The organism is Methylopila henanensis, from assembly GCF_042681025.1.
Lineage (GTDB): Bacteria > Pseudomonadota > Alphaproteobacteria > Rhizobiales > Methylopilaceae > Methylopila > Methylopila henanensis.
Genome location: NZ_JBHUER010000008.1, coordinates 103,816 through 124,715, shown reverse-complemented (window position 1 = coordinate 124,715; position 20,900 = coordinate 103,816). Strand labels below are relative to the sequence as shown.

Here is a 20,900-nt window from a genome sequence, read left to right as displayed (position 1 = left end):
ACGGATGTCACGGGTTTGCGCGGTCGTCCGGCGGTTCCTCCACCGGATATTCGACGTGCGTCGGAAAAGGAGGCGGCGCCGGCCGCGCCTTGCGGGGCGTGACGCGGCTGATACACTCGCCGGCAACGCAAATTCCCCGAATGGCCTTGAGCGCGCTGGCCGCGCCCGGCTGAAGGACGGTCGCTCGTGTCCGAGCCCACCGCGTCGCTCGGCGACGCCGAAGCCTTGAAGGCGTCTTCTCCGAAGCTTCCGGGGGCGGCGCAGCAGTCGGCCGCGCCGATCTACGCCGCGCTCGATCTCGGCACCAACAACTGCCGCCTGCTGGTCGCGCGTCCGGACCGCTCCGGCGGCTTCCGGGTGGTGGATTCGTTCTCCCGCATCGTGCGGCTCGGCGAGGGGCTCGCCCACACCGGCGACCTCTGCGAGGACGCGATCGGCCGCGCGGTGGCGGCGCTCGCCATCTGCCGCGACAAGATGGCGGCGCGCGGCGTGACCCGCGCCCGCCTGATCGCCACGGAGGCGTGCCGGCAGGCCGCGAACGGCGGCCGCTTCCTCGACCGGGTGAAGCGCGAGACCGGGCTCGACCTCGAGGTGATCGACCGCGCGACCGAAGCGCGCCTCGCCGCGGCCGGCTGCGCCTCGCTCGCGGACCCGGCCGCGGGCGGCGTCATCCTGTTCGACATCGGCGGCGGCTCCTCGGAAGTCGTGTGGCTGGAGCGCCGCGGCGGCGGGCCCGGCGCGCTCGCCATGCGGGCCTGGGCCTCGCTCCCCGTGGGCGTGGTGACGCTCGCCGAGCGCTATGGCGGCGTGAAGGTCACGACCGCCGTGTTCGAGGACATGGTCGCCGAGGTCGGGCGGCTGCTGGAGGCCTTCCCCGAGCGCGAGACGCTCGCGGCCTCGCTCAGCGACGTGCACCTGCTCGGCACGTCCGGCACCGTCACCACCATCGCCGGCGTCCATCTGGGCCTGCCGCGCTACGAGCGGCGGCTGGTGGACGGGCAGTGGATGGCCACGACCGACGTCACGCGCGTGGTGGAGTCGCTGAAGGAGATGTCCTACGACCAGCGCTGCCAGAACCCGTGCATCGGTCCGGACCGGGCCGATCTCGTGCTCGCCGGCTGCGCGGTTCTGGAGGCGATCCGGCGCGCGTTCCCGGTGGCGCGGCTCAGGGTGGCCGATCGGGGCCTTCGGGAAGGACTGCTTGTGGAGATGATGCGCGAGGACGGCGTGTGGCGCCGGCGCGGCCCCCGGCGCAGAGGGCGGCGCTCGTGAGCCGCGGTCCGGCGAAGGGCGGCGGCGCGGGAAAAGGCAAGGGCGGCGGCTCCGGCGGATCGGGGCGCGGCGCCCGCAGCCTCGGCGTGCGGGTCTACACCGCGCGAAAGCGCAGCCACGCTTCCACCCTCTGGCTCGAGCGCCAGCTCAACGACCCTTACGTCCAGGCCGCGAAGCGCGAGGGCTATCGCTCACGCGCGGCGTTCAAGCTGATCGAGATCGACGATCGCCACAAGCTGCTGAAGCCTGGCCAGAAGATCGTGGACCTCGGCGCCGCCCCCGGCGGCTGGAGCCAGATCGCGGCGCGGCGGATCGATGTCGAGAAGGGCCGCGGCAAGATCGTAGCCATCGACCTGCTCGAGATGGAGCCGCTGCCGGGCGTCGACTTCATGGTGCTCGACTTCCTCGACGACGCCGCGCCCGACCTGCTCAAGCAGCGGCTCGGCGGCAAGGCCGACGTGGTGTTGTCCGACATGGCGGCCAACACCATCGGCCATCAGAAGACCGACCATCTGCGCATCGTCGCGCTTGTGGAGGCGGCCGCCCTGTTCGCCTCCGAGGTGCTGGCGCCGGGCGGCGCCTTCCTCGCGAAGGTGTTCCAAGGCGGCACCGAGGGCGAGTTGCTGACGGCCCTGAAGCGCGATTTCGCCAAGGTCATCCACGTGAAGCCGCCCGCGAGCCGCAAGGATTCCGCTGAGCTCTACGTGCTCGCGACCGGCTTCCGGGGCGAGGGCGGCCGGGCGGACGACGCGGACGAGCGATCCGCGGCGGACCCGAGCGCCGCGGCTACTTGATCGCGGCGCAGGCCACGCGCGCGCCGGCGTTGCCGATGGGCTGCGAGGTGTGGTCGTCCTTCTCGGCGTGGATCACGAGCGCGCTGCCGTTGTCAGCCTTGAGCTCGTCGAGCTTGATCAGGCTGGTGAACAGCGCCGCCTGCGCCGAGCCGTCCGGCAGCACGATCAGGTTGGGCAGGTCGCCCGGCTCCGGGCCGTTCGGGTTCAGCAGGCCATGCTTGCCTTCGCCGTGGCCGGCGTGGGAGCCGGACTTCTTGTACTCGCCGGCGTCGGAGCAGTCGGCGTTCTCGTGGAAATGCATGCCGCGCTTGCCGGCCGGCAGGCTGCCGGCCGCGATCTCCAGATCGATCAGCACGCCATGCGGCGATCCGGTCAGCGTGACCTCGCCGATGCGCTTTCCGTCCTTGCCCAGAATTTCGTAAGTGTCGGCGGCGAGCGCCGCCGATGACCCGAGGGCGAGCGCGGCTGAGAGGCCGGCCGCGGCCAAGGAACGTCTCATGAGGAACCTCCATCGCGACGCGCCGGACCGGAGGCCGCCGGCCGTCGTCATGCAAAGCGCCGCGGGCGGACGCTTGGTTCCCCGAGGGCGGCTTCGCGACGTCGTGAGGCGCGCGTGAGGCTGCTCCCGCCGTCTCTGCCCCGCTACGAGGCGACGCTGGGCGGTGCCTTCGAAGGCGAGGGAACCGGGCTTCACACCGCGAAGCACAGCAGGGTGCGCGCCACGCCCGCGCCCGCCGGCCATGGAATCGTGTTCCGCCGACGGACGCGCAAGGGCGTCTTCGACGTGCCGGCGCTCTGGACCAACCGGCGCTCCCGCCCGCTCTGCACCGCGCTCCAGGTCGGCGACGGGCCGCTGGTGCGCACGGTCGAGCACCTGATGGCGGCGTTCGCGGCGCATGGCGTCGACAACGCGCTCGTGGAGATCGACGGCGAGGAGCTTCCGATCTTCGACGGCAGCGCCGAGCCGTGGTGCGAGCGCGTTCTCGCCGCGGGCCGCGTGGAGCTCGCCGCGCCGCGCCGCTACATACGCGTGTGCAAGCGGGTCGCCTATCAGCACAAGGCGCACAAGCAGCGCATCGAGCCGTTCGACGGCTTCGAGATGAGCGTCGCGATCACGCTGTCGCATTTCGGCCAGCTCAAATGGATCGGGCCCACCGACGCCGAGACGTTCCGCCGGGAGCTCGCGCCGTCGCGCAGCTTCGGCCGGCTGAAATGGGCGCTGCCGGCCAAGATCATCGGCCTGTTCTGGTTCGGCGAGCCGGTGCTCAAGGGCGCGTCCGCGCGGAACACGCTGGCGCTGGTCGGCGCGGGCGCGGTGGGCGGCCTGCGCATGCCGGACGAACCGGTTCGCCACCGCGCGCTCGACATGGTGGGCGATTTCGCGCTCGCCGGCGCGCCGCTGCTCGGCCGCGTCACCGCTTCGCGGCCGGGGCACGAGCACAATTACGGCCTGCTCGCCCTGCTGATGCAGGATCGCGCCGCGTGGGAGGCGGTGACGATCGGCGAGGACGGCCGGCCGAGGCCCGCCGTCTAAATGTCAGCCGCGGTCGCGGGCGGCGGTCACGGGATCGGGCGCCGGCGGCCGATGGCCCGACACCTCGTCGCCGGCCTCTGGCGCGAGCCGCGCGAACACCAGGACGGCGGCGGCCGAGATCAGGCCGATGGCGACGAAGGCCGGCGGGAAGTCGGCCGCGATCAGCTCGGTTCCGCCGCGCAGCGCGAGCACGGTTTCGAGGATGGTCGCCGCGACGCTGACGCCGACCGACAGCGACACCTGCTGGGCGACGCTCGTCAGGCTGGTCGCGCGGCTCATCCGCTCCTGCGGGATGTCGGCGTAGCCGAGCGCGTTGACGGCGGTGAACTCGAGCGAGCGGAAGAAGCCGCCGACGAGCAGCGCCGCCAGCATCACCAGCGTCGGCGTCGCCGGCGTGAACAGCGCAGGCATGGTCATGAAGCCGGCCGCGACCACCGCGTTGATCGCGAGCGTGGCGCGGAAGCCGAACCGCTGCAGGATGGGCTTGGCCGCGAACTTCATCACCAGCGCGCCGAGCGCCGAGGCGAAGGTGAGCATGCCGGACTGGAACGCGGTCAGCCCGAAGCCGAGCTGCAGCAACAGCGGCAGCAGGAAGGGCGCGGCCCCGATGCCGATCCGGAACAGCGAGCCGCCGAGGATGGCGACGCGGAAGGTCGGGATGCGGAACAGCGTCAGGTCGAGGATCGGATGCTCGACCCGCCGCGCGTGGAACCAGTAGGCCGTGAGCGAAGCGGCTCCGGCGACCAGGATCGCGATCACGACCGGCTTCGGCAGAACGTCGAGGCCGAGCGTGGTCGAGCCGGTGACGAAGGCGGCGAGGCCGAAGCCCGAAAGCACGAAGCCGACGCTGTCGAACGGCGTGCGCTCCTCGGCCCGGACGTCGGGGATGTAGAGGGTCGCGAGCACGAGGCCGAGCGCCGCGATCGGCAGGTTGATCCAGAAGATCCAGCGCCAGGAGAAATAGGTGGTGATGAAGCCGCCGAGCGGCGGCCCGAGCACCGGCCCGATCAGCGCCGGGATCGTCAGCCAGGCGAGGGCGCCGACAAGCTCCGACTTCGGCACCGTCCGCAGGATCACGAGCCGTCCGACCGGCACCATCATGGCGCCGCCCATGCCCTGAACGATGCGGGCGCCGACGATCTCCGCCATGGAGGACGACAGCCCCGCGAGCATGGAGCCGAGCGCGAACACGGCGATCGCCGCCCGGAAGACGAGGCGCGACCCGAGCCGGTCCGCGAGCCAGCCGGAGACGGGGATGAACACCGCGAGGCTGAGCAGATAGGAGGTCAGCGCCAGCTTGAGGTCGATCGGGTCCTCGTTCAGCTCGCGGGCGATCGCCGGCAGCGAGGTCGCGAGCACCGTCGAGTCGAGGTTCTCCATGAACAGCGCGCAGGCCACGATCAGCGGAACGAGGATACGGCCGGGAATCGAGCTTGGGACGCGGGCGGGCATGCGGCTCCTTGATCGGCGTGGCGCGGACGGCGGCGTCTTGAACCGCCTGGACGTCCGGTTCAACCGCGTCGCGCGCATGGCCGATGGGCGTCATCTAGCGCCGAAATGCCGACAAGCCATGCGCGGTCGTCGGGACTCCGTCATTTGCGTGGACGAAGCGTCATGCTAAAGGTCCGCGCCACTTCCCCAACCCGCGCCCCGCATCGGGCGCGACAGAGCGGGGCCGGGCGCCGACGGGCGGCTCCCGGGCGCTTCGGCGCACACGAGGAGGTTCGGCATGGCGCGCATCGAAGACGTTCTCGCGCGAGAGGCGCTCACCTTCGACGACGTGCTGCTAAGGCCGGGCCTCTCGGAGGTCATGCCGGGCGAGGTCGACCTCCGCTCGCGCGTCACCCGCACGATCTCGCTCAACATCCCGATCATCTCCTCGGCCATGGACACCGTGACCGAGGCGCGGCTCGCGATCGCCATGGCGCAGGCGGGCGGCATGGGGGTCATCCACCGCAACCTCGAGCCCGACGTGCAGGCCGCTCACGTTCGTCAGGTGAAGAAGTTCGAGAGCGGCATGGTGGTGAACCCCGTCACCATCGCGCCGACCGCCACGCTCGCCGAAGCCTTCGAGCTGATGAAGCGCAACGGCATCTCCGGCATTCCGGTGGTCGAGGGCTCGAACGGCCGCTCGGGGCGGCTCGTCGGCATCCTGACCAACCGCGACGTCCGCTTCGCCACCAACACGCGCCAGCCGATCTCGGAGCTGATGACGAAGGACAATCTCGTCACGGTGCGCGAGGGCGTGAGCCAGGAGGAGGCGAAGCGCCTTCTCCACACGAACCGCATCGAGAAGCTGCTGGTGGTGGACGACGACTACCACTGCGTCGGCCTGATCACGGTGAAGGACATCGAGAAGGCGGTCGCGAACCCCAACGCCAACAAGGACGCGCAGGGGCGCCTGCGGGTGGCCGCCGCCACCACCGTCGGCGACAAGGGCTTCGGACGCGCCGAAGCGCTGATCGACGCTGGCTGCGACCTGATCGTGGTCGACACCGCCCACGGCCACTCCCAGCACGTGCTCGACGTTGTCGGCCGCATCAAGCGGCTCTCCAACGAGGTCCAGATCGTCGCCGGCAACGTGGCCACTGGCTCGGCCACCAAGGCGCTGATCGACGCCGGCGCGGACGCTATCAAGGTCGGCATCGGGCCGGGCTCGATCTGCACCACCCGCATCGTCGCGGGCGTCGGCGTGCCCCAGCTCACCGCCATCATGGAGGCGGTCGAGGCCGCCAAGGCGTCAGACACACCGGTCATCGCCGACGGCGGCATCAAATATTCCGGCGACCTCGCCAAGGCGATCGCGGCCGGCGCCGACGTCGCCATGGTCGGCTCGCTGCTGGCCGGCACCGACGAGGCGCCCGGCGAGGTCTTCCTGTGGCAGGGCCGCTCCTACAAGTCATACCGCGGCATGGGCTCGGTCGGCGCGATGGCTCAAGGGTCGGCCGACCGCTACTTCCAGGCCGAGGTCAACGACCGGCTGAAGCTGGTGCCGGAAGGCATCGAGGGCCAGGTGCCGTACAAGGGTCCCGTCGGCGCCGTGCTGCACCAACTCGCCGGAGGCTTGCGCGCCGCCATGGGGTATGTCGGAGCCGCCACGGTCCCCGAGCTGCACGAGAAGGCCGAGTTCGTGCGCATCTCCGGCGCCTCGCTGCGGGAGAGCCACGTCCACGACGTGACCATCACCCGCGAAAGCCCGAACTACCCGAGCATGGTGTAGTCTGGCGGCGTCCTTAGGCTGCCCGGCGGCGGACTTCACGTCCAGGGACGTCGCCGCCGCCCGGGCGATGCGTCATCACGCGGCGCGGATGGCAAGACCGCTCAACGCTTTCGGATGACGCCATGACCGTCCAAGCCATCTTGGCGCCCCTGTTCGCGCAGGTTCTGCTCACCTTCGCCCTGATGATCTGGATGGCGCAGACCCGTTTCGCCGCGGCGCGGGCCGGGAAGGTGACGCCCAACAAAGGCTCGCCGCGCACCTTCGGCTGGCCCGAGAAGGCGCAGCAGGTGGCCGACAGCTTCCACAATCAGCTCGAGCTGCCGCCGCTGTTCTACGTTCTGGTGACGCTGGCGCTCGTGACGAAGGAAGCGGATCTGCTGTTCGTCGCGATGTCCTGGGCCTTCGTCGCGTCGCGCTACGTCCATGCCTATGTCCACACCGGGCGGAACCGCACGATGACGCGGTTCCGCTGCTACTTCGTCGGCGCGCTGATCCTGCTCGCCATGTGGGCGATCTTCGCCATCCGCATTCTGGCCGCCTGACATGACCCCCTCCGCCCACGCGCTCGCCGCGATCGAGATCCTGACCGCCGTCGAGGCGAACCACCGCCCGGTCGCGTCCGCCCTCAAAGACTGGGGGGCGAGCCACCGTTTCGCTGGCTCTGGCGACCGGGCGCGGATCGCGAGCGTCGTTTACGACGCGCTGAGGTCCCGGGCGTCGATCGCCTGGCGCATGGGCTCCGACGCGCCGCGCGCGCTCGTACTCGGCGCGCTCGCCTTCGTCCGGGGCGCGACGACCGAAGACCTCGCGCGCGCCTTCGCGGACGCCCGCCACGCGCCGGAGCCGCCGACCGACGCCGAGGCGGCGGCGATCGCGAGCGCGTCGCTCGACGGCGCGCCGGCCCATGTGCGCGGCGATTACCCGGAATGGCTCGACGCGTCGCTTGCGCGCGCCTTCGGCGAGGAGCGGGCCGAGCACGGAGCCGCTCTCGCGCGCCGCGCCCCGCTCGACATCCGCGTCAACGCGCTGAAGGCGGACCGCGCCAAGGTTCTGCGCAGCCTCGCGCATCTCAATCCGGTCGAGACGCCGCTGTCGGCCTTCGGCCTGCGCATCCCGCTCGGCGACGACGGCCGTGGTCCGCCCGTGCAGGCGGAGCCGGCCTACCAGAAGGGCCTGTTCGAGGTGCAGGACGAGGGCTCGCAGCTTGCGGCCCTCGTGGCGGGCGCGGCGGCCGGACAGCAGGTGGTCGACCTCTGCGCCGGCGCCGGCGGCAAGACGCTGGCGCTCGCGGCCCAGATGCGCAACCGCGGCCAGCTCTACGCCTACGATTCCGACGTGCGGCGTCTGTCTCCGCTGCATGACCGCGCCGACCGCGCCGACGTGCGCAATCTGCAGATCCGCGCCCCGAAGGGCGAGGCCGACGTGCTGTCGGACCTGCGCGACCGCGCCGATCTCGTGCTGGTCGACGCGCCGTGCACCGGGACCGGCACTTGGCGTCGCAACCCCGACGCCAAATGGCGCATGCGCCCCGGCGCGCTCGAGCAGCGCAACCTCGAGCAGGACGAGGTTCTGGACGCTGCGGCGGGGCTGGTGAAGCCCGGCGGGCGGCTGGTCTACGTCACCTGTTCGGTGCTGAAGGAAGAGAACGAGGACCGCGTCGCGGCCTTCCGCGCCCGCCGTCCGGACTTCGCGGCGACGCCCGCGGCCGCGGCCGCGGTCGAGGCCGGCCTGCCGCAGCTCGCCGCCTTCGCGAACGCCGACGGCGACGCGCTGCTGCTCAGCCCGCGCCGCTCCGACACCGACGGCTTCTTTGTGGCGGTGCTGCGCCGGGCTTGACCGGCCCGACCGCTGGTCCATGTCAGCAAGGGAAGGGCGCTGGCGCGGGCGGAGACGATGCGTGTCATGAGCAACATTCTCAAACTGTTCGCGGTGCTGGTCATCGCGGCGGCCGGCTATTGGTCGTGGTACGCCGCCTACGGTTCGAACCCGAACGAACAGGTCGGCGTGGCGCTGACGCGATGGATGCCAGGACCGTTGAAGGACTGGGGCTGCGGGCGGCTGAACGAGCGCTTCCAGAGCGGCGCGCCGACCGAATGCAGCCCGGTCGCCGACAGCACGTCGATCTGAGCCGTCCGGTGCGCGCAAAATTCGCGCGGGCCATGCGTCCGCGGGCGTTGCCGCGCGGGGGGCGTTCGGAGTAGTCAGGCGCATGATCGCCGACGCTTCCCACGACCGCATCCTCATCATCGATTTCGGCTCGCAGGTGACGCAGCTTATCGCGCGACGCGTGCGAGAGGCCGGCGTCTATTGCGAGATCACGCCGTTCAATCTGGCGGAGGAGGTTTTCCCGACCTTCGGCGCGAAGGGCGTCATCCTGTCGGGCGGCCCGGCTTCGGTCGCCGAGATCGGCACGCCGCGCGCGCCGCAGGCGGTGTTCGACAGCGGCGTGCCCGTGCTCGGCATCTGCTACGGACAGATGACGATGGCCGAGCAGCTCGGCGGCGCGGTCGAGAGCGGCCATCACCGGGAGTTCGGCCGGGCCGACCTGAACGTGGTCGCGCCCTCCAAGCTCTTCACCGGAGTCTGGGAGGACAAGAGCCGCAACCAGGTGTGGATGAGCCACGGCGACCGCATCACGCGGATGCCGCCCGGCTTCCGCATCGTCGGCGTGTCCGAGAACGCGCCCTTCGCGGCGATCGCCGACGAGGCCCGGCACTATTACGGCCTGATGTTCCACCCCGAGGTGGTCCACACGCCGGACGGCGGCAAGCTGCTGGTCAACTTTGTCCGCGACATCTGCGGCTGCGTCGGCGACTGGTCGATGGCGGCCTACCGCGACGAGGCGATCGCCAAGATCCGCGAACAGGTTGGCGACGGCCGCGTGATCTGCGGCCTGTCCGGCGGCGTCGACTCCGCGGTCGCGGCCGTGCTGATACACGAAGCGATCGGCGACCAGCTCACCTGCGTGTTCGTCGACCACGGCCTGATGCGCAAGGCCGAGGCGGAGGAGGTCGTCGGCCTGTTCCGCGGGCACTACAACATCCCGCTCGTGCATGTGGACGCCGGCGACACCTTCCTGTCGGCGCTCGCGGGAACGGACGACCCGGAGGTCAAGCGCAAGACCATCGGGCGGCTGTTCGTCGAGGTGTTCGAGGAGGAGGCGAAGAAGATCGGCGGAGCCGACTTCCTCGCGCAGGGCACGCTCTACCCGGACGTCATCGAGAGCGTGTCGTTCTCGGGCGGCCCCTCGGTCACGATCAAGTCGCACCACAATGTCGGCGGTCTGCCAGAGCGCATGAACATGAAGCTCGTGGAGCCGCTGCGCGAGCTGTTCAAGGACGAGGTGCGGGCGCTTGGGAAGGAGCTCGGCCTGCCGGAGGCCTTCGTCGGCCGCCATCCCTTCCCCGGCCCGGGTCTCGCCATCCGCTGCCCCGGCGAGGTGACGAAGGAGAAGCTCGACATCCTGCGCGAGGCCGACGCGGTCTATCTCGACGAGATCCGCAAGGGCGGCCTCTACGACAAGATCTGGCAGGCCTTCGCCGTGCTGCTGCCTGTGAAGACCGTCGGCGTGATGGGCGACGGCCGCACCTATGAATATGTGGTCGCGCTGCGCGCGGTGACCTCGGTCGACGGCATGACCGCCGACTTCTTCCCCTACGACATGAACTTCCTCGGCCGCGCCGCGACCCGCATCATCAACGAGGTCCGCGGCGTCAACCGCGTCGTCTACGACGTGACGTCGAAGCCCCCCGGCACGATCGAGTGGGAATAATTCGCGCCTACCCAAAAGCCGCCGATAACCGCCGATTTTCCTCCATAACGCACTGAAAATAAAGAATTTTCTCTCTGCTGTCTTTCGCCGTCAATCGCCGAGCAAGCCTCGCGATCGACGGCGGAGCTGACGGTATGGGGCGTCTTGTGACATCGCGGAATTGCATATACCGTCAAGGCCTAGAGAGCTTGTGACGGTATTTTTTTGACCTTATTCCCTTGAGAATAAAGGAAAATTTGCCGCCGGGGTTGGCTGTTTTTGGCCTAACGGTATTTTCGGGGCTCTCTGGCGCTTTTTTTGAACGAACTAAGAGGGTCCGATGCTTACCGATGCCGCAATCAAGGCACTGAAACCAAAGGACAAATTATATAAGGTCTCTGACCGTGACGGTATTTATGTCGTCGTGAACCCGTCGGGCGCCGTCGTGTTCCGCTATGACTACCGTATGCACGGTCGACGCGAGACGTTGACCCTCGGCCGATACGGGCCGGCAGGCCTCTCTCTGGCCCGTGCGCGGGAGAAGCTGATCGACGCGCAGCGTTCGATTCAGGCAGGGCGGTCGCCCGCCCAGGAGAAGCAGCGCGAGAAGCGCCGCATCAAGGAAGCAAAGAGCTTTGGCGAGTTTGGCGAACGCTGGTTGCAAGAGCACCGAATGGCCGAAAGCACCCGCGCGATGCGCCGCTCGATCTACGAGCGCGACATCCTGCCGACGTTCCGCAATCGCTTGCTGACGGAAATCACCCCGGAAGATCTCCGGGCGATGTGCGACAAGGTGAAGAAGCGGGGAGCGCCGGCCACGGCGGTCCATGTCCGGGACATCGTTAAGCTGGTCTTCGCCTTCGCGAAGCTGCACGGGGAGAAGGTGCCGAACCCCGCCGAAGAGGTCGGGCCGGCGTCGATCGCGACATTCGTTCCCAAGGACCGCTCGCTTTCGCCCGCCGAAATTCGAGTGATGCTCGGCCAGCTAGAGCATGTGGCGACGCTGCCCACTATTCGGCTGGGTCTGAAGCTGATCCTGCTTACAATGGTCCGCAAGAGCGAGTTGCAGGACGCGGTGTGGGATGAGGTCGACTTCGAGAATGCGGTGTGGTCGATCCCGAAGGAGCGGATGAAGCGCTCCAAGCCGCACAACGTCTATCTGTGCGAACAGTCGCTCGACATCCTCGTTGCGCTCAAAACCTGTGCGGGCAATTCGCGCTACCTGCTGCCCTCGCGCTACGACGCGGATGCGCCGATGTCCCGCGCGACCTTCAACCGCGTCACCACGGCGGTCGTCGCGCAAGCCAAGAAGGCGGGACTGCCGTTGGAGCCGTTCACCGTGCATGACCTTCGTCGTACGGGATCGACGCTGCTCAATGAGCTGGGCTTCAACAGCGACTGGATCGAGAAGTGCCTGGCGCACGAGGACGGGCGTTCTTCGCGCGGCGTCTATAACAAGGCCGAGTATGAGCACCAGCGCCGGCACATGATGCAGGAATGGGGCAATCTGATCGACGCATGGGTTGGCGGCCAGAAATACACCCCGACGCTCTATCCGACCTCCATGGACCTTCTGGTCCCGGAGCCTAGCCTCTGACCGGACGGGTCTTCCTGAGCGTAACGTTGGGCGCTGGCGCACGCTTGGCCGTCTTCGCCTTGGAGGCTCGGCGGCGTTCTTCAAGCCAAGCCTCCACTTCGCCGAGGTCCCATACGACGGTTCGAGAGGTCAGGTAGAAGCGCTGCGGAAACTCGCCGCGCTGCTCCATGTCGTAGATGGTCGTGTCGGCCAGGGGAACGATCTCTCGAAGCTGGTGCCTGCGGATGGTGCGTTTGTTGAGAGGGGCCGGTGTCTGGCTCATCGCCCAGCCCCACCGTTTGCAATCCTGCCGTTCCATGTGTTCATGCCAGACCTCCTTTAATGTGGCCGGGGTAGCGACTTGGCTGCATTCCCGACGTCTGGCGAACCATGGCGAAGGATCGGCCGCCGGTAGCGTGCCGCATTCGCGTTCGCTCGCGCACGGCACCCCAACCAACCGGGTTCGGATGACGTGTGCGGTGATAGGGGCGCTAATCACCGCATATCGTACGGTGATTATGCTGGTGAGAGCGGAATGGGCGCGGCGGGAGCATAACGGCATCGCCGGTACGACCCCTGCGGGCATGGGCTCAGCCGGTGCTGCGCCGGGCCTTAGCGAAGAGGCGATCGGTCGAGATGAAGCGTTCGAGCATCGGCACGATCAGCTTGGCGGGCTCGATGGGTGCGCCGCCCTCGGCTAGCAGGCGGCCGTATTCTGTAAGATCGCGATGGAGCGCGGCAGGCAGCTCCAAGGCGACCTTCACAGGTTTGTCGTCGGCGATCGGGCCGAGTTTCAGCTTGGCCATAGTCAGCTCCTGTAGGGTTCGAGCACCAAATCCTTGGTGACGATGACTCGGACCGGGAAGCCGGGCCGGATGGTCAGCGTCGGCGCGACCTGCAATTGGCGCTGGACGATCTGCTGACCGGCCTGGTTGATCGTGTCCTGCGCGCCGTCGCGGATGGCGCGGATCAGGCGGTCGTTATCGTCGGTGGCGAGTTCCGCGCCGACGCCGAGCAGCGTCGAGAGCGCGGCAGCCTTGGCGAGATCCCACCAGTGATAATCGACGCCATCCTCCAGTCCGGCATAGCCTTGCGTGTCGGCGCCTGGCTGGCGCTCGAGAACGATCGAGCGCCCGTTAGGCATGATGAGGCGGTTCCAGACGAGCAGCACGCGGCGCTGACCGAACTGCACCGCGTTGTCATACTGGCCGATGAGCCGCGTTCCCTGCGGCACGAGCAGGGTGCTGCCTGTTGGGCTGTCATAGATGTTCTCCGTGACCTGCGCGGTGATCTGGCCGGGAAGATCCGAACGGATACCGGTGATGAGCGCGGCTGAGATGACGGCTCCGGCCTGCAGGACGAAGGGCGATGCCGGCGGCGTGACGCGATCCGGCGTCACGGTGCGCCGGTCGGTTGCGGAGTTGAGAAAGGCAAGCTGCCGGTCCTGGGCGGTCGGTTGCCCTGCCGCGGCGCTGCCGGGGTCGAATCCGGCGAGGCCGGGCATGGCCCCCGGCGTCGCGGCCGCAGTCGATCCCTGCCGTGACTGGAAGAACACGGCGCTGAGGCGCGCGGCTTCTTCCTCGGCGCGGCGGCGTTGCTCGGCCTCATCGACGCCCGGCGCCGGAACGACAGGCGGCACGACGGACTGGCCGGCATTCTGCGCGGACAGGATGGGGCCTCCCAGATCGCCCGGCAACGCTGGTCCAAGAATGGGACCTGTATAGTCGCGCGGCAGTCCGGCAAGACCATCGGCGGGTTGGCGGTTGGACGTAGAATATAGCTCCTGACCGTCATCGCCGCCCGTGCGCGTCTGGAGCGCATAGATCAGCGCGCCGCCGGATCGGCGTCATGTTCCTGCTGCTCAGCGGCCTGATCCATCTGGCCTATAGCCTCTGCCTGCAACGTGGATATCAGGTCGCGGACCTGTCCGTGGTCTATCCGATCGCGCGGGGGACCGGCCCAATGCTCTCGACACTCGGCGCGTTCCTCATCCTTGGGGAAACGCTGTCCGGACAGGGCGTGGCGGGGTTGCTGCTCGTGGTCGCTGGGATCGGCCTCATCGCCACGCAGGGCGATCTATCTGCCTTCAGGCGTCCGGGCGGGCAATCGGGCGTGCGATGGGGCACCGCGACGGGCGGCCTGATCGCGTCCTATACGGTTGTTGACGCCTACGCCGTCAAAGCCCTTGGCATCGCGCCGGTCGTGCTGGACTGGTTCTCCAACCTGCTGCGGTTCTTTCTTCTGGCCCCGATTGTGATCGCTAACCCTCGCCGCGCCATTGAGGCCATGCGCGGCTACTGGTGGATAGCGGTCGGCGTCGGCCTGCTCTCGCCGCTGTCCTACATCCTTGTATTGGCGGCGCTGACCTCGGGCGCTCCCCTTAGCTTGGTTGCCCGCATGCGCGAAATGTCGATGATGGTCGGCGCGCTCATGGGCATGGTGATCCTGCGCGAGAAGGTCGGGCCGTGGCGGCTCGCAGGCTGCGCGGTGCTGATCGCCGGCGTCATCCTCCTGTCGGGAGGTTGAGCGCATGTCATGGCTCGCTCAGATCGCCCGTATGATCTTTGTATCTGGCCTGATCGACATCGCCAGAGCCGCGCACTCCGCGAAATGGACGACGATCAGCTTGACGACCTCGGGATCAGTAGAAGCTCGGCTATGCGTGAAGGCCGTAAACCATTCTGGCGGTCCCGCCAGCCGGATCAGGGCGTATACGAAGACGAACGCCCCACCGACGATGCAGAAGATTTGCCGCCAGATTTCGGATGGCACGGCCTCCTTGGTGAGGCCGTGAACGAGCGCATATCCGGCGACGGCGGCGGGCGCGGCGAAGACTAGCGCCACGATCAGGCGCAGGATCGGTGAGTGCAGCGTGTCGAACAGCAGCGCAAGAACGCCGAAGGCGGCGACGGCGGCGACCAAGCCGACAAGGCCAGCCCCGATGAAGCCCGCGCCGGTATGATAGGAGAGCTGCGCGGCGGTGACGCCGAGCATAAAGGGCAAGGCATAGACGGCGAGCGTATAGGCCAGGACGCAAAGCCCGGCGATTAACACGACGCTCATCAGCATGACGGCAACCATGGTTCTCCTCCTTCACGGTGGTTCCGATCGTGGCGACAGTCGAGGTGATCGGGCCGCGCGACTGCGCGGCCCGCGATTTTTCCGGGGGAAAGAAAGCCGGGGCCGCTTGCACGCCCCCGGCCTGCCTTCCTCATTCCGCTGCGATGGCGAAATGGTCATCATGGGTTTCCTGCGACGGGGCGGGTTCGGCGGTATCGAGGGCGACCGCCTTGGCCTGCTGGTCGAACCATGCGGGACGCGCGGTGCGCAGCGCAGGCGGAAGCCAGCCGGTCCCGACCAGAAGCTGCTCGGCGGCTTCGGCCATCTCCGTCTTCTTCTTGTCCGCGATCTGCTCCGCTGCCTCGTCGCCAAGGGCTTCGCGCACGGCGGCGACGATATGGGTCTTGGTGACGCGCCCGAAATAGCTGCGCACGGTCGGGGTCCAGTGCGCCGTCATGTCGAGCGTCACCGCCGTCGCCAGCTTGTCGGCCGTCTCATGGGCGCGGCGCTTGCTGCTCTCCCAAGGCAGCTTCACCGCATTGACGGTCAGCGAGGCGCAATGCGCCAGCAAGGCCATGAGGCTCGCATGGTCCAGACCGGCGACGAGCCCCAGAGGTCCGCCACGTCGCGCGGCATGTCCGCTGCCCATCCGGCATGACGGTCGTTCAGCATCTTCGCCGCCGCCGTGTCCTCGATGCCGTCCGCGTGGGCGGCGAGGTAATTGCTGGTCGGGCTGATTTCGAGGCAATGGGCCGTGCTGCCTCCGCGATAGTAGGTCTGCGCGGCGAGCGTATGGACCACGGCGATCAACGCTATGTCCGGCTGCTCGCCAAGGGCGAGGCGCAGGCCAAGGGTGTGATGCGCGGTCAGGTCGCAAATGAGCGCGTTCGACAGCGGCTTGCCAGCATCCCCGCCTTCTTCTTCCGGCTCGGCTTCGGGAAGCTCGTCGCCTTCGCCGTCCTCGCCGTCACTGTCGAGGATTTCACCGTCGGCGTTGACGCGCACCCCGTCGAGGACGGTTTCGCCATTTTCTGCGGTTTCCGCTTCCGGCTCCGGTGCCTCGTCCTCGGCGCGAATGAAGCCGCGCTCGATCCGCACGTCGCCGTCATGAGCGACGACGACGAACACGCCGGCGCGCGCGATATCGTCGGGATCGTAGGCGTGGCGCTTGGCGTCGATCCGCTCGATCTCGGCTTCAAGCTCGGCAAGGCGCGTATCCACCTCGGCCGGGAGGTCGACATCGGCGTCTTCCCATTCTGCGTTCAGATGCTCAAGCTCGTCCTGCGCCGCGTCGTAGGCAATCGCGTCGGCCTCGGAAAGCTCCACCGGATGCGGATAGGCACGACGCAGCCCGTGGGCGTGGGGGAAGTCGAGATAGGCGGCGCTCCACTTCCAGCCCTCGGCCTGCTGCACCTCGACGGCGATCCGCTCCAGCTTCTCGACGGCAAGCCGGTCCAGCAAGGCCGGGTCTTCAAAGAAGCCGCCGCGATCCTCGATAAACAGGTCGCGGATGATGGTGCCGCCTGCCTCGGTATAGGCTTGCGCGCCGACGAAGACCGCGCAGCGATCCGTCGCGGGCACGTTCATCTTGGTCAGATCGCGCCGGATGATCGACGGATCGCGGTTATAGGACAGGTTTTCATAGACGTGTTCCTGCCGCGCGTGATCGCCGGTGATGGCGAAGGCCATCAACTGGTCCAAGGTCAGTTCGCCGTCGCGATAGACCTGCAAGAGCTTCGGGCTGACAGCGCCGAGACGCATACGCTGCTTCACGATATGGGCGGTCACACCGAACCGGGCGGCGATTTCCTCCGCACCCCATCCCCGATCCTCCGAAAGCTCGCGGAAGCGCTCGAACTGGTCGGCGGGGTGCAGGTCGTCGCGCGTCACGTTCTCGTCAAGGCTGATTTCTGCCGCATCGTTCGCCGTGTCGATGACGCAGCGGATGGGCTCGGTCTTCTTGATCTCCTTGCGCTTGACGCGCAGCATCTGCGCCTGCCTGCGGCCTTCCCCGATGCTGACGAGATAGAAGCCGGTCGGCTCGCCCACCACATCGGTTTCAGGCTCCACCACCAGATTTTGCAGGATGCCCTTGGCGGCGATGCTCGCGGCCTTCGCCTCGATAGACGCCTCGCTGTGCGGGGTCTTGCGGGCATTCTTCGGGTGCTTCTTGAGCTTGTTGAGTGGAATGAAGACGGTCGTGCCGTGTTCGGCGGTCGGGACGGTGTTGGCGGTCGTGGTCATAGTCTTTCTCCTATGGGCTTGGGTTGAAGCGCAGCGCTGCGCTGCAACCCTGCCCGTCGGCGAGACCGGGGGATGCAAGGTGCAAGGGCGACCGGGACGGAGGGGGATCACCCGGCCTGCACAAGCGGATCAAAGCCATGGCGAGAGTGAGAAACACGCATCCGCGCGGAAGGCTGGGGAGACCGTCCCGGTCGAGCGCCAGCGATCCCTTGCGCCGCGCCAGGGGGCAGAGCCCCCAAGCAACCGGCCCGGCCAGAGCGAAGCGGCGGCCGGGCGCACGAACCGGATCAGGATGTGAATATCCTGAAGGCGTGGATCAAAGGCGTCCTGATCGCCGCACTCCTGTCCAGAAGGGGGGCGTTGCGGGGTTTCCCGCAGAGCGGCCGAGACCGTGGCTCGGCCGCAGGGGAAGGCTTTCCCTTCATTGAACCGCCCTCTGCAAGAGGGTTCCTCGAAAAGTGTCAGAAACCCGCGTATATTTCTGACAGGAGAACGATGATGACTCGGCTGACCGAACAGATTCAAGCGTATGCGGCGGGATTGCCGGAAGGCTCCCCTGTATCTGCCAAGGGCTTGCTCCACCTCGGAAATCGCGCCGCTGTGGATCAGGCTTTGTCGCGCTTGGCCGAACGCGGTCAACTCATCCGCGCTGGTCGTGGCGTTTATCTTCGCCCCGTCGCCAGTCGCTTCGGCACACGAGCACCTTCGGTCGAGCAGGCGGTCGAGGCACTGGCAACCCAAAAGGGAGAGATTATCGTCTCGAACGGGGTCGCCGCGGCAAACGCTCTTGGCCTAACGACACAGGTGCCGGTGCGGTCGGTCTATCTGACATCAGGGCGCAGCCGAAAGGTGCACCTCGGCAAGCAGGTCGTCGAATTGCGGCACGCTCCGCGCTGGCAATTGGCATTGGCTAACCGGCCGGGGGGCGAGGCTGTCAGGGCACTGGCCTGGCTCGGCCCGGAGAAGGCTGATACCGCGCTAAAGACGTTGAAGCGAAAGCTTCCGGCCGTTGCATTTGACGAGCTGGTTGCTGCCGCGCCGCAGTTTCCGACATGGCTCGCGCAGAGCGTCGGTAAGGCGGCTTACAGGTAAAACCTGACATATCGAAACGAGACGACCACGCTGTCGAGAGCAAAAGCTGAAATTCTTGACCTGCGTAGCTATTGGTCATATATGATTTCTTAAATGGCTTTTTAAAGCAGATATGGATGGTTAATGTGGGTTCCCCCAAGGCAAAACCAGCACTTGAACGGCTGGGCCAGGATGTCCGCAACGCCCGGCTGCGGCGTGGCATCGCTGTGGCGGATCTCGCTGTGCGTGCGGGAACCTCGCCGAGTTCCATCGCCCGCCTTGAACGAGGCGATCCCGGCGTTGCCATTGGAACGCTGGCCGAAGTCCTAGTGGTGCTGGGACTTCTCGAGCGCCTCGCTGACCTGATAGATATCCGCAAGGACGATCTGGGGCTGGCACTGGCAGCGGAGCAGGCGCCGCGGCGGGGCCGCTCCTTCGCGGCCAGGCTGAAAAAGCAGAAGGCTCAGACGCAGGAAAAGCAGGATCGGCAGGACGTTGTGGATCCTGATGGGGCCTCCTTCTGATGGCCAATTTCGCTGCCCATGTCGCGCTTGGCGAAGGTCGGACACCGGTGGGCCAATTGCATTTCACCCATGCCGGGCCGCGGCAATTCTCGACTTTCGCTTATGCTTCCGAGTGGATGGGAAACCCGCGCGCCTTCGCCATACAGCCCGATCTCCCACTCGATTCCGGCCCGTTCCACACGTCAGGACATTCCGGCAACACGCGCGACGCATTGGCGGGCGCTTTCGCCGATGCGGCCCCGGACAGTTGGGGGCGCAGGCTGCTCGAACGCGCCTATGGCAATGGTCTCAATGAATTCGAGTATCTGACGCTTTCCGACGACACCTGTCGGCAAGGCGCGTTGCGTTTTCTAGACGACAAGGGCGAGGTCATTCGCGGCAAGGCAGCGGACGCCGTTCCGCGTCTGGTCGATCTCGAAATCATCACGGCAATCGCGCGGGCTTATGAGCAAGGCAAGGAAATCTCGCCAGAGGAGATGCGGGCGCTGGCTGGTGCCGGCGGCTCCGGCGGCGCTCGTCCCAAAGCCAATGTCAGGGACGGCGACGCGCTGTGGCTGGCGAAGTTCACCTCGGTCCACGATCAGCAGCCGATCGAGCGCGTCGAGGTCGCGACCCTCCGCCTGGCGGCAGCCTGCGGTATCCGCGCGCCCGAGGCACGGCTGGAACTGGCGGACACGCCGTTCCCGGTCGCGCTGATCCAGAGGTTCGACCGGCGTGGGGCCGCACGGATTCCTTACATCTCCGCGCGCACTGCGCTCGGCAAGACAGGCGGGGAGCTGGGTTCCTATACCGAGATCGTCGATTTCATGCGGGCTTATTCACCCGATCCTTCTGACGATTTCCGCGAACTCTACCGGCGTCTGATCTTCACGATCCTCGTGTCCAACAAGGACGATCACCTGAAGAACCACGGCTTCCTCTATGTGGGGGCGGGTCAGTGGCGCTTGTCGCCGGTGTTCGACGTAAACCCGGCCCCAGACCGCAACCCGCACCTCGAGACAGCGATCCTTGAGGGAGGGGCCCATGATCGGTCGATAAATCTCGCTCTTGAAACCTGCGCGTTTTTCGAGATTCCCGAGGCCGAGGCACGGGAGATCATCCAAACAACGGCGCAGCGTGTTTCGGACGGATGGCGGGAAGCCTTCAGACAGGTTGGCGTCTCGGGCGCGTTGGCGCGCGATTATGAGGCTGCTTTCGTCGGTGATCAGATGGAAACAGCATATGGTCTTTAATTCATATCGGAATAATTATCCCCACTTAAATGTCAGATATGATCAATTGTCTGCATCAGCTGTAGGCATCACAGCTAGGAAAATCCTGTGACATTGCCTGCAATTCCGTTGATTTCTGACGTTTTGTGGTGCAGTTTGATGATGCGATCTCTACAGGAGCGACCATGGCTAGGCCGCGCGGACAGAAGCATCCAGTTCGGTTAAGTGTAAGTCTGGAGGAGAAAGATCATGCGGCAATATCGCGTCTCGCTGCAGATATGAACCTCTCGACGGCCTGGATTGTTCGCCGAGCCATTGCGGAGTTCGTTAAACGCTATGAAAGCGGTGCTCAAACAGAACTCTCGCTCATCCGGCGGTCTTCGAAAGAAATTTGATTATGACGTATATGCCGCTCACGTTTGAGAACGATTTCTCCATTGAGGAGACCTGGGGGGCGATCGTCGAGGACGTTAAGCAAGAATACCTCTCCGAGCAGCAAGACTATCCATGGATTATTGGATTCTCGGGCGGGAAAGACAGCACGCTAGTCGCCCACGCGGTATTTGAGGCGCTTCTCGATATTTCCCCGTCCCGCCGTAAGAGGCCAATTCACATTGTGTCCAACGATACCATGGTGGAGTCG

General features: G+C 67.0%; 18 protein-coding genes and 5 pseudogenes. 16 read left to right on the top strand and 7 right to left on the bottom strand.

Annotated elements, in window-relative coordinates:
* The first annotated feature begins 186 nt into the window (after positions 1 to 186).
* Both ACFSCV_RS11090 and ACFSCV_RS11085 read left to right on the top strand, forming a co-directional pair.
* Positions 187 to 1,272: a Ppx/GppA phosphatase family protein gene (locus tag ACFSCV_RS11090; protein ID WP_378799649.1), complete on the top strand. Its 1,086-nt coding sequence runs from the start codon at positions 187 to 189 to the stop codon at positions 1,270 to 1,272.
* Complete coding sequence (locus tag ACFSCV_RS11085; RefSeq protein ID WP_378799648.1) at positions 1,269 to 2,066, top strand: RlmE family RNA methyltransferase; 798 nt, start codon at positions 1,269 to 1,271, stop codon at positions 2,064 to 2,066. The genes ACFSCV_RS11090 and ACFSCV_RS11085 overlap by 4 nt, the downstream gene beginning before the upstream one ends.
* Here ACFSCV_RS11085 and ACFSCV_RS11080 read toward each other — a convergent pair.
* Positions 2,059 to 2,565 carry a superoxide dismutase family protein gene (locus tag ACFSCV_RS11080; protein WP_378799647.1) on the bottom strand — a complete coding sequence of 169 codons (507 nt, stop codon included), beginning with the start codon at positions 2,563 to 2,565 and terminating at the stop codon, positions 2,059 to 2,061. The genes ACFSCV_RS11085 and ACFSCV_RS11080 overlap by 8 nt on opposite strands.
* Before the next feature lie 114 nt (positions 2,566 to 2,679).
* Between ACFSCV_RS11080 and ACFSCV_RS11075 the strand changes: the two genes are divergently transcribed.
* On the top strand, positions 2,680 to 3,600 hold the full coding sequence (locus tag ACFSCV_RS11075; protein WP_378799646.1) for a UDP-3-O-acyl-N-acetylglucosamine deacetylase: 921 nt from the start codon (positions 2,680 to 2,682) through the stop codon (positions 3,598 to 3,600).
* A gap of 3 nt (positions 3,601 to 3,603) precedes the next feature.
* On the opposite strand, the gene ACFSCV_RS11070 is transcribed toward ACFSCV_RS11075, so the two are convergent.
* On the bottom strand, positions 3,604 to 5,052 hold the full coding sequence (locus ACFSCV_RS11070; RefSeq protein WP_378799645.1) for a DHA2 family efflux MFS transporter permease subunit: 1,449 nt from the start codon (positions 5,050 to 5,052) through the stop codon (positions 3,604 to 3,606).
* A 277-nt stretch (positions 5,053 to 5,329) separates the two neighbouring features.
* Here ACFSCV_RS11070 and guaB point away from each other — a divergent pair, with 277 nt between their 5' ends.
* The 6 genes from guaB to ACFSCV_RS11040 all read left to right on the top strand — a co-directional run bounded on the left by guaB (position 5,330) and on the right by ACFSCV_RS11040 (position 12,168).
* The gene (gene guaB, locus ACFSCV_RS11065; protein WP_378799644.1) at positions 5,330 to 6,820 is read left to right on the top strand and encodes an IMP dehydrogenase; all 1,491 of its coding nucleotides are present in this window, start codon (positions 5,330 to 5,332) and stop codon (positions 6,818 to 6,820) included.
* Between the two features lie 122 nt (positions 6,821 to 6,942).
* Entirely contained in the window at positions 6,943 to 7,362 is a 420-nt protein-coding gene (locus ACFSCV_RS11060) for an MAPEG family protein (protein WP_378799643.1), read from the top strand.
* 1 nt (position 7,363) lies between these two features.
* Complete coding sequence (locus ACFSCV_RS11055) at positions 7,364 to 8,656, top strand: RsmB/NOP family class I SAM-dependent RNA methyltransferase (RefSeq protein WP_378799642.1); 1,293 nt, start codon at positions 7,364 to 7,366, stop codon at positions 8,654 to 8,656.
* 66 nt (positions 8,657 to 8,722) lie between these two features.
* Positions 8,723 to 8,947, top strand: a complete 225-nt coding sequence (locus ACFSCV_RS11050; RefSeq protein WP_378799641.1) for a hypothetical protein — start codon at positions 8,723 to 8,725, stop codon at positions 8,945 to 8,947.
* 82 nt (positions 8,948 to 9,029) lie between these two features.
* A complete protein-coding gene (gene guaA / locus ACFSCV_RS11045; protein WP_378799640.1) occupies positions 9,030 to 10,592 on the top strand; it encodes a glutamine-hydrolyzing GMP synthase in 1,563 nt (520 codons plus the stop codon).
* 319 nt (positions 10,593 to 10,911) lie between these two features.
* On the top strand, positions 10,912 to 12,168 hold the full coding sequence (locus tag ACFSCV_RS11040; RefSeq protein WP_378799639.1) for a tyrosine-type recombinase/integrase: 1,257 nt from the start codon (positions 10,912 to 10,914) through the stop codon (positions 12,166 to 12,168).
* Here ACFSCV_RS11040 and ACFSCV_RS11035 read toward each other — a convergent pair.
* From ACFSCV_RS11035 to ACFSCV_RS11025, 3 genes and pseudogenes are all read right to left on the bottom strand, one after another.
* The gene (locus ACFSCV_RS11035) at positions 12,158 to 12,430 is read right to left on the bottom strand and encodes a helix-turn-helix transcriptional regulator (RefSeq protein WP_378799927.1); all 273 of its coding nucleotides are present in this window, start codon (positions 12,428 to 12,430) and stop codon (positions 12,158 to 12,160) included. The two genes, ACFSCV_RS11040 and ACFSCV_RS11035, sit on opposite strands and share 11 nt — an antisense overlap.
* Positions 12,431 to 12,737: 307 nt before the next feature.
* A complete protein-coding gene (locus tag ACFSCV_RS11030) occupies positions 12,738 to 12,953 on the bottom strand; it encodes a DUF2274 domain-containing protein (RefSeq protein WP_378799638.1) in 216 nt (71 codons plus the stop codon).
* Between the two features lie 2 nt (positions 12,954 to 12,955).
* Positions 12,956 to 13,984 (bottom strand): annotated as a pseudogene (locus ACFSCV_RS11025) (TraB/TrbI/VirB10 family type IV secretion system protein); the annotation flags it as partial.
* An 11-nt stretch (positions 13,985 to 13,995) separates the two neighbouring features.
* Between ACFSCV_RS11025 and ACFSCV_RS11020 the strand changes: the two are divergent.
* Both ACFSCV_RS11020 and ACFSCV_RS11015 read left to right on the top strand, forming a co-directional pair.
* Entirely contained in the window at positions 13,996 to 14,673 is a 678-nt protein-coding gene (locus tag ACFSCV_RS11020) for a multidrug DMT transporter permease (RefSeq protein ID WP_378799637.1), read from the top strand.
* 9 nt (positions 14,674 to 14,682) lie between these two features.
* Positions 14,683 to 14,763, top strand: a pseudogene (locus ACFSCV_RS11015) (hypothetical protein); the annotation flags it as partial.
* Between the two features lie 69 nt (positions 14,764 to 14,832).
* On the opposite strand, the pseudogene ACFSCV_RS11010 reads toward ACFSCV_RS11015, so the two are convergent.
* Together ACFSCV_RS11010 and ACFSCV_RS11005 are read right to left on the bottom strand one after the other, a co-directional pair.
* Positions 14,833 to 15,228: pseudogene (locus ACFSCV_RS11010) on the bottom strand (hypothetical protein); the annotation flags it as partial.
* Positions 15,229 to 15,358: 130 nt separating this feature from the next.
* Positions 15,359 to 17,451, bottom strand: a pseudogene (locus ACFSCV_RS11005) (ParB/RepB/Spo0J family partition protein).
* Positions 17,452 to 17,949: 498 nt separating this feature from the next.
* Here ACFSCV_RS11005 and ACFSCV_RS11000 point away from each other — a divergent pair.
* From ACFSCV_RS11000 to ACFSCV_RS10980, 5 genes and pseudogenes are all read left to right on the top strand, one after another.
* Positions 17,950 to 18,543, top strand: a complete 594-nt coding sequence (locus ACFSCV_RS11000; protein WP_378799926.1) for a DUF6088 family protein — start codon at positions 17,950 to 17,952, stop codon at positions 18,541 to 18,543.
* 116 nt (positions 18,544 to 18,659) lie between these two features.
* On the top strand, positions 18,660 to 19,046 hold the full coding sequence (locus tag ACFSCV_RS10995; RefSeq protein WP_378799925.1) for a helix-turn-helix domain-containing protein: 387 nt from the start codon (positions 18,660 to 18,662) through the stop codon (positions 19,044 to 19,046).
* Complete coding sequence (locus ACFSCV_RS10990; RefSeq protein WP_378799636.1) at positions 19,046 to 20,278, top strand: type II toxin-antitoxin system HipA family toxin; 1,233 nt, start codon at positions 19,046 to 19,048, stop codon at positions 20,276 to 20,278. Before ACFSCV_RS10995 ends, ACFSCV_RS10990 begins: the two co-directional genes overlap by 1 nt.
* A 164-nt stretch (positions 20,279 to 20,442) precedes the next feature.
* On the top strand, positions 20,443 to 20,652 hold the full coding sequence (locus ACFSCV_RS10985) for a ribbon-helix-helix domain-containing protein (RefSeq protein ID WP_378799635.1): 210 nt from the start codon (positions 20,443 to 20,445) through the stop codon (positions 20,650 to 20,652).
* 2 nt (positions 20,653 to 20,654) lie between these two features.
* Positions 20,655 to 20,900, top strand: a pseudogene (locus ACFSCV_RS10980) (DNA phosphorothioation system sulfurtransferase DndC); the annotation flags it as partial.

Excerpts from the sequence above, each read along its gene's own strand:
- ACFSCV_RS11080 (WP_378799647.1), bottom strand. The coding sequence starts at position 2,565 with ATGAGACGTTCCTTGGCCGCGGCCGGCCTCTCAGCCGCGCTCGCCCTC.
- ACFSCV_RS11070 (WP_378799645.1), bottom strand. The coding sequence starts at position 5,052 with ATGCCCGCCCGCGTCCCAAGCTCGATTCCCGGCCGTATCCTCGTTCCG.
- guaB (WP_378799644.1), top strand. The coding sequence starts at position 5,330 with ATGGCGCGCATCGAAGACGTTCTCGCGCGAGAGGCGCTCACCTTCGAC.
- ACFSCV_RS11060 (WP_378799643.1), top strand. The coding sequence starts at position 6,943 with ATGACCGTCCAAGCCATCTTGGCGCCCCTGTTCGCGCAGGTTCTGCTC.
- ACFSCV_RS11055 (WP_378799642.1), top strand. The coding sequence starts at position 7,364 with ATGACCCCCTCCGCCCACGCGCTCGCCGCGATCGAGATCCTGACCGCC.
- ACFSCV_RS11050 (WP_378799641.1), top strand. The coding sequence starts at position 8,723 with ATGAGCAACATTCTCAAACTGTTCGCGGTGCTGGTCATCGCGGCGGCC.
- guaA (WP_378799640.1), top strand. The coding sequence starts at position 9,030 with ATGATCGCCGACGCTTCCCACGACCGCATCCTCATCATCGATTTCGGC.
- ACFSCV_RS11040 (WP_378799639.1), top strand. The coding sequence starts at position 10,912 with ATGCTTACCGATGCCGCAATCAAGGCACTGAAACCAAAGGACAAATTA.
- ACFSCV_RS11035 (WP_378799927.1), bottom strand. The coding sequence starts at position 12,430 with ATGAGCCAGACACCGGCCCCTCTCAACAAACGCACCATCCGCAGGCAC.
- ACFSCV_RS11030 (WP_378799638.1), bottom strand. The coding sequence starts at position 12,953 with ATGGCCAAGCTGAAACTCGGCCCGATCGCCGACGACAAACCTGTGAAG.
- ACFSCV_RS11020 (WP_378799637.1), top strand. The coding sequence starts at position 13,996 with ATGTTCCTGCTGCTCAGCGGCCTGATCCATCTGGCCTATAGCCTCTGC.
- ACFSCV_RS11000 (WP_378799926.1), top strand. The coding sequence starts at position 17,950 with ATGACTCGGCTGACCGAACAGATTCAAGCGTATGCGGCGGGATTGCCG.
- ACFSCV_RS10995 (WP_378799925.1), top strand. The coding sequence starts at position 18,660 with ATGGTTAATGTGGGTTCCCCCAAGGCAAAACCAGCACTTGAACGGCTG.
- ACFSCV_RS10990 (WP_378799636.1), top strand. The coding sequence starts at position 19,046 with ATGGCCAATTTCGCTGCCCATGTCGCGCTTGGCGAAGGTCGGACACCG.
- ACFSCV_RS10985 (WP_378799635.1), top strand. The coding sequence starts at position 20,443 with ATGGCTAGGCCGCGCGGACAGAAGCATCCAGTTCGGTTAAGTGTAAGT.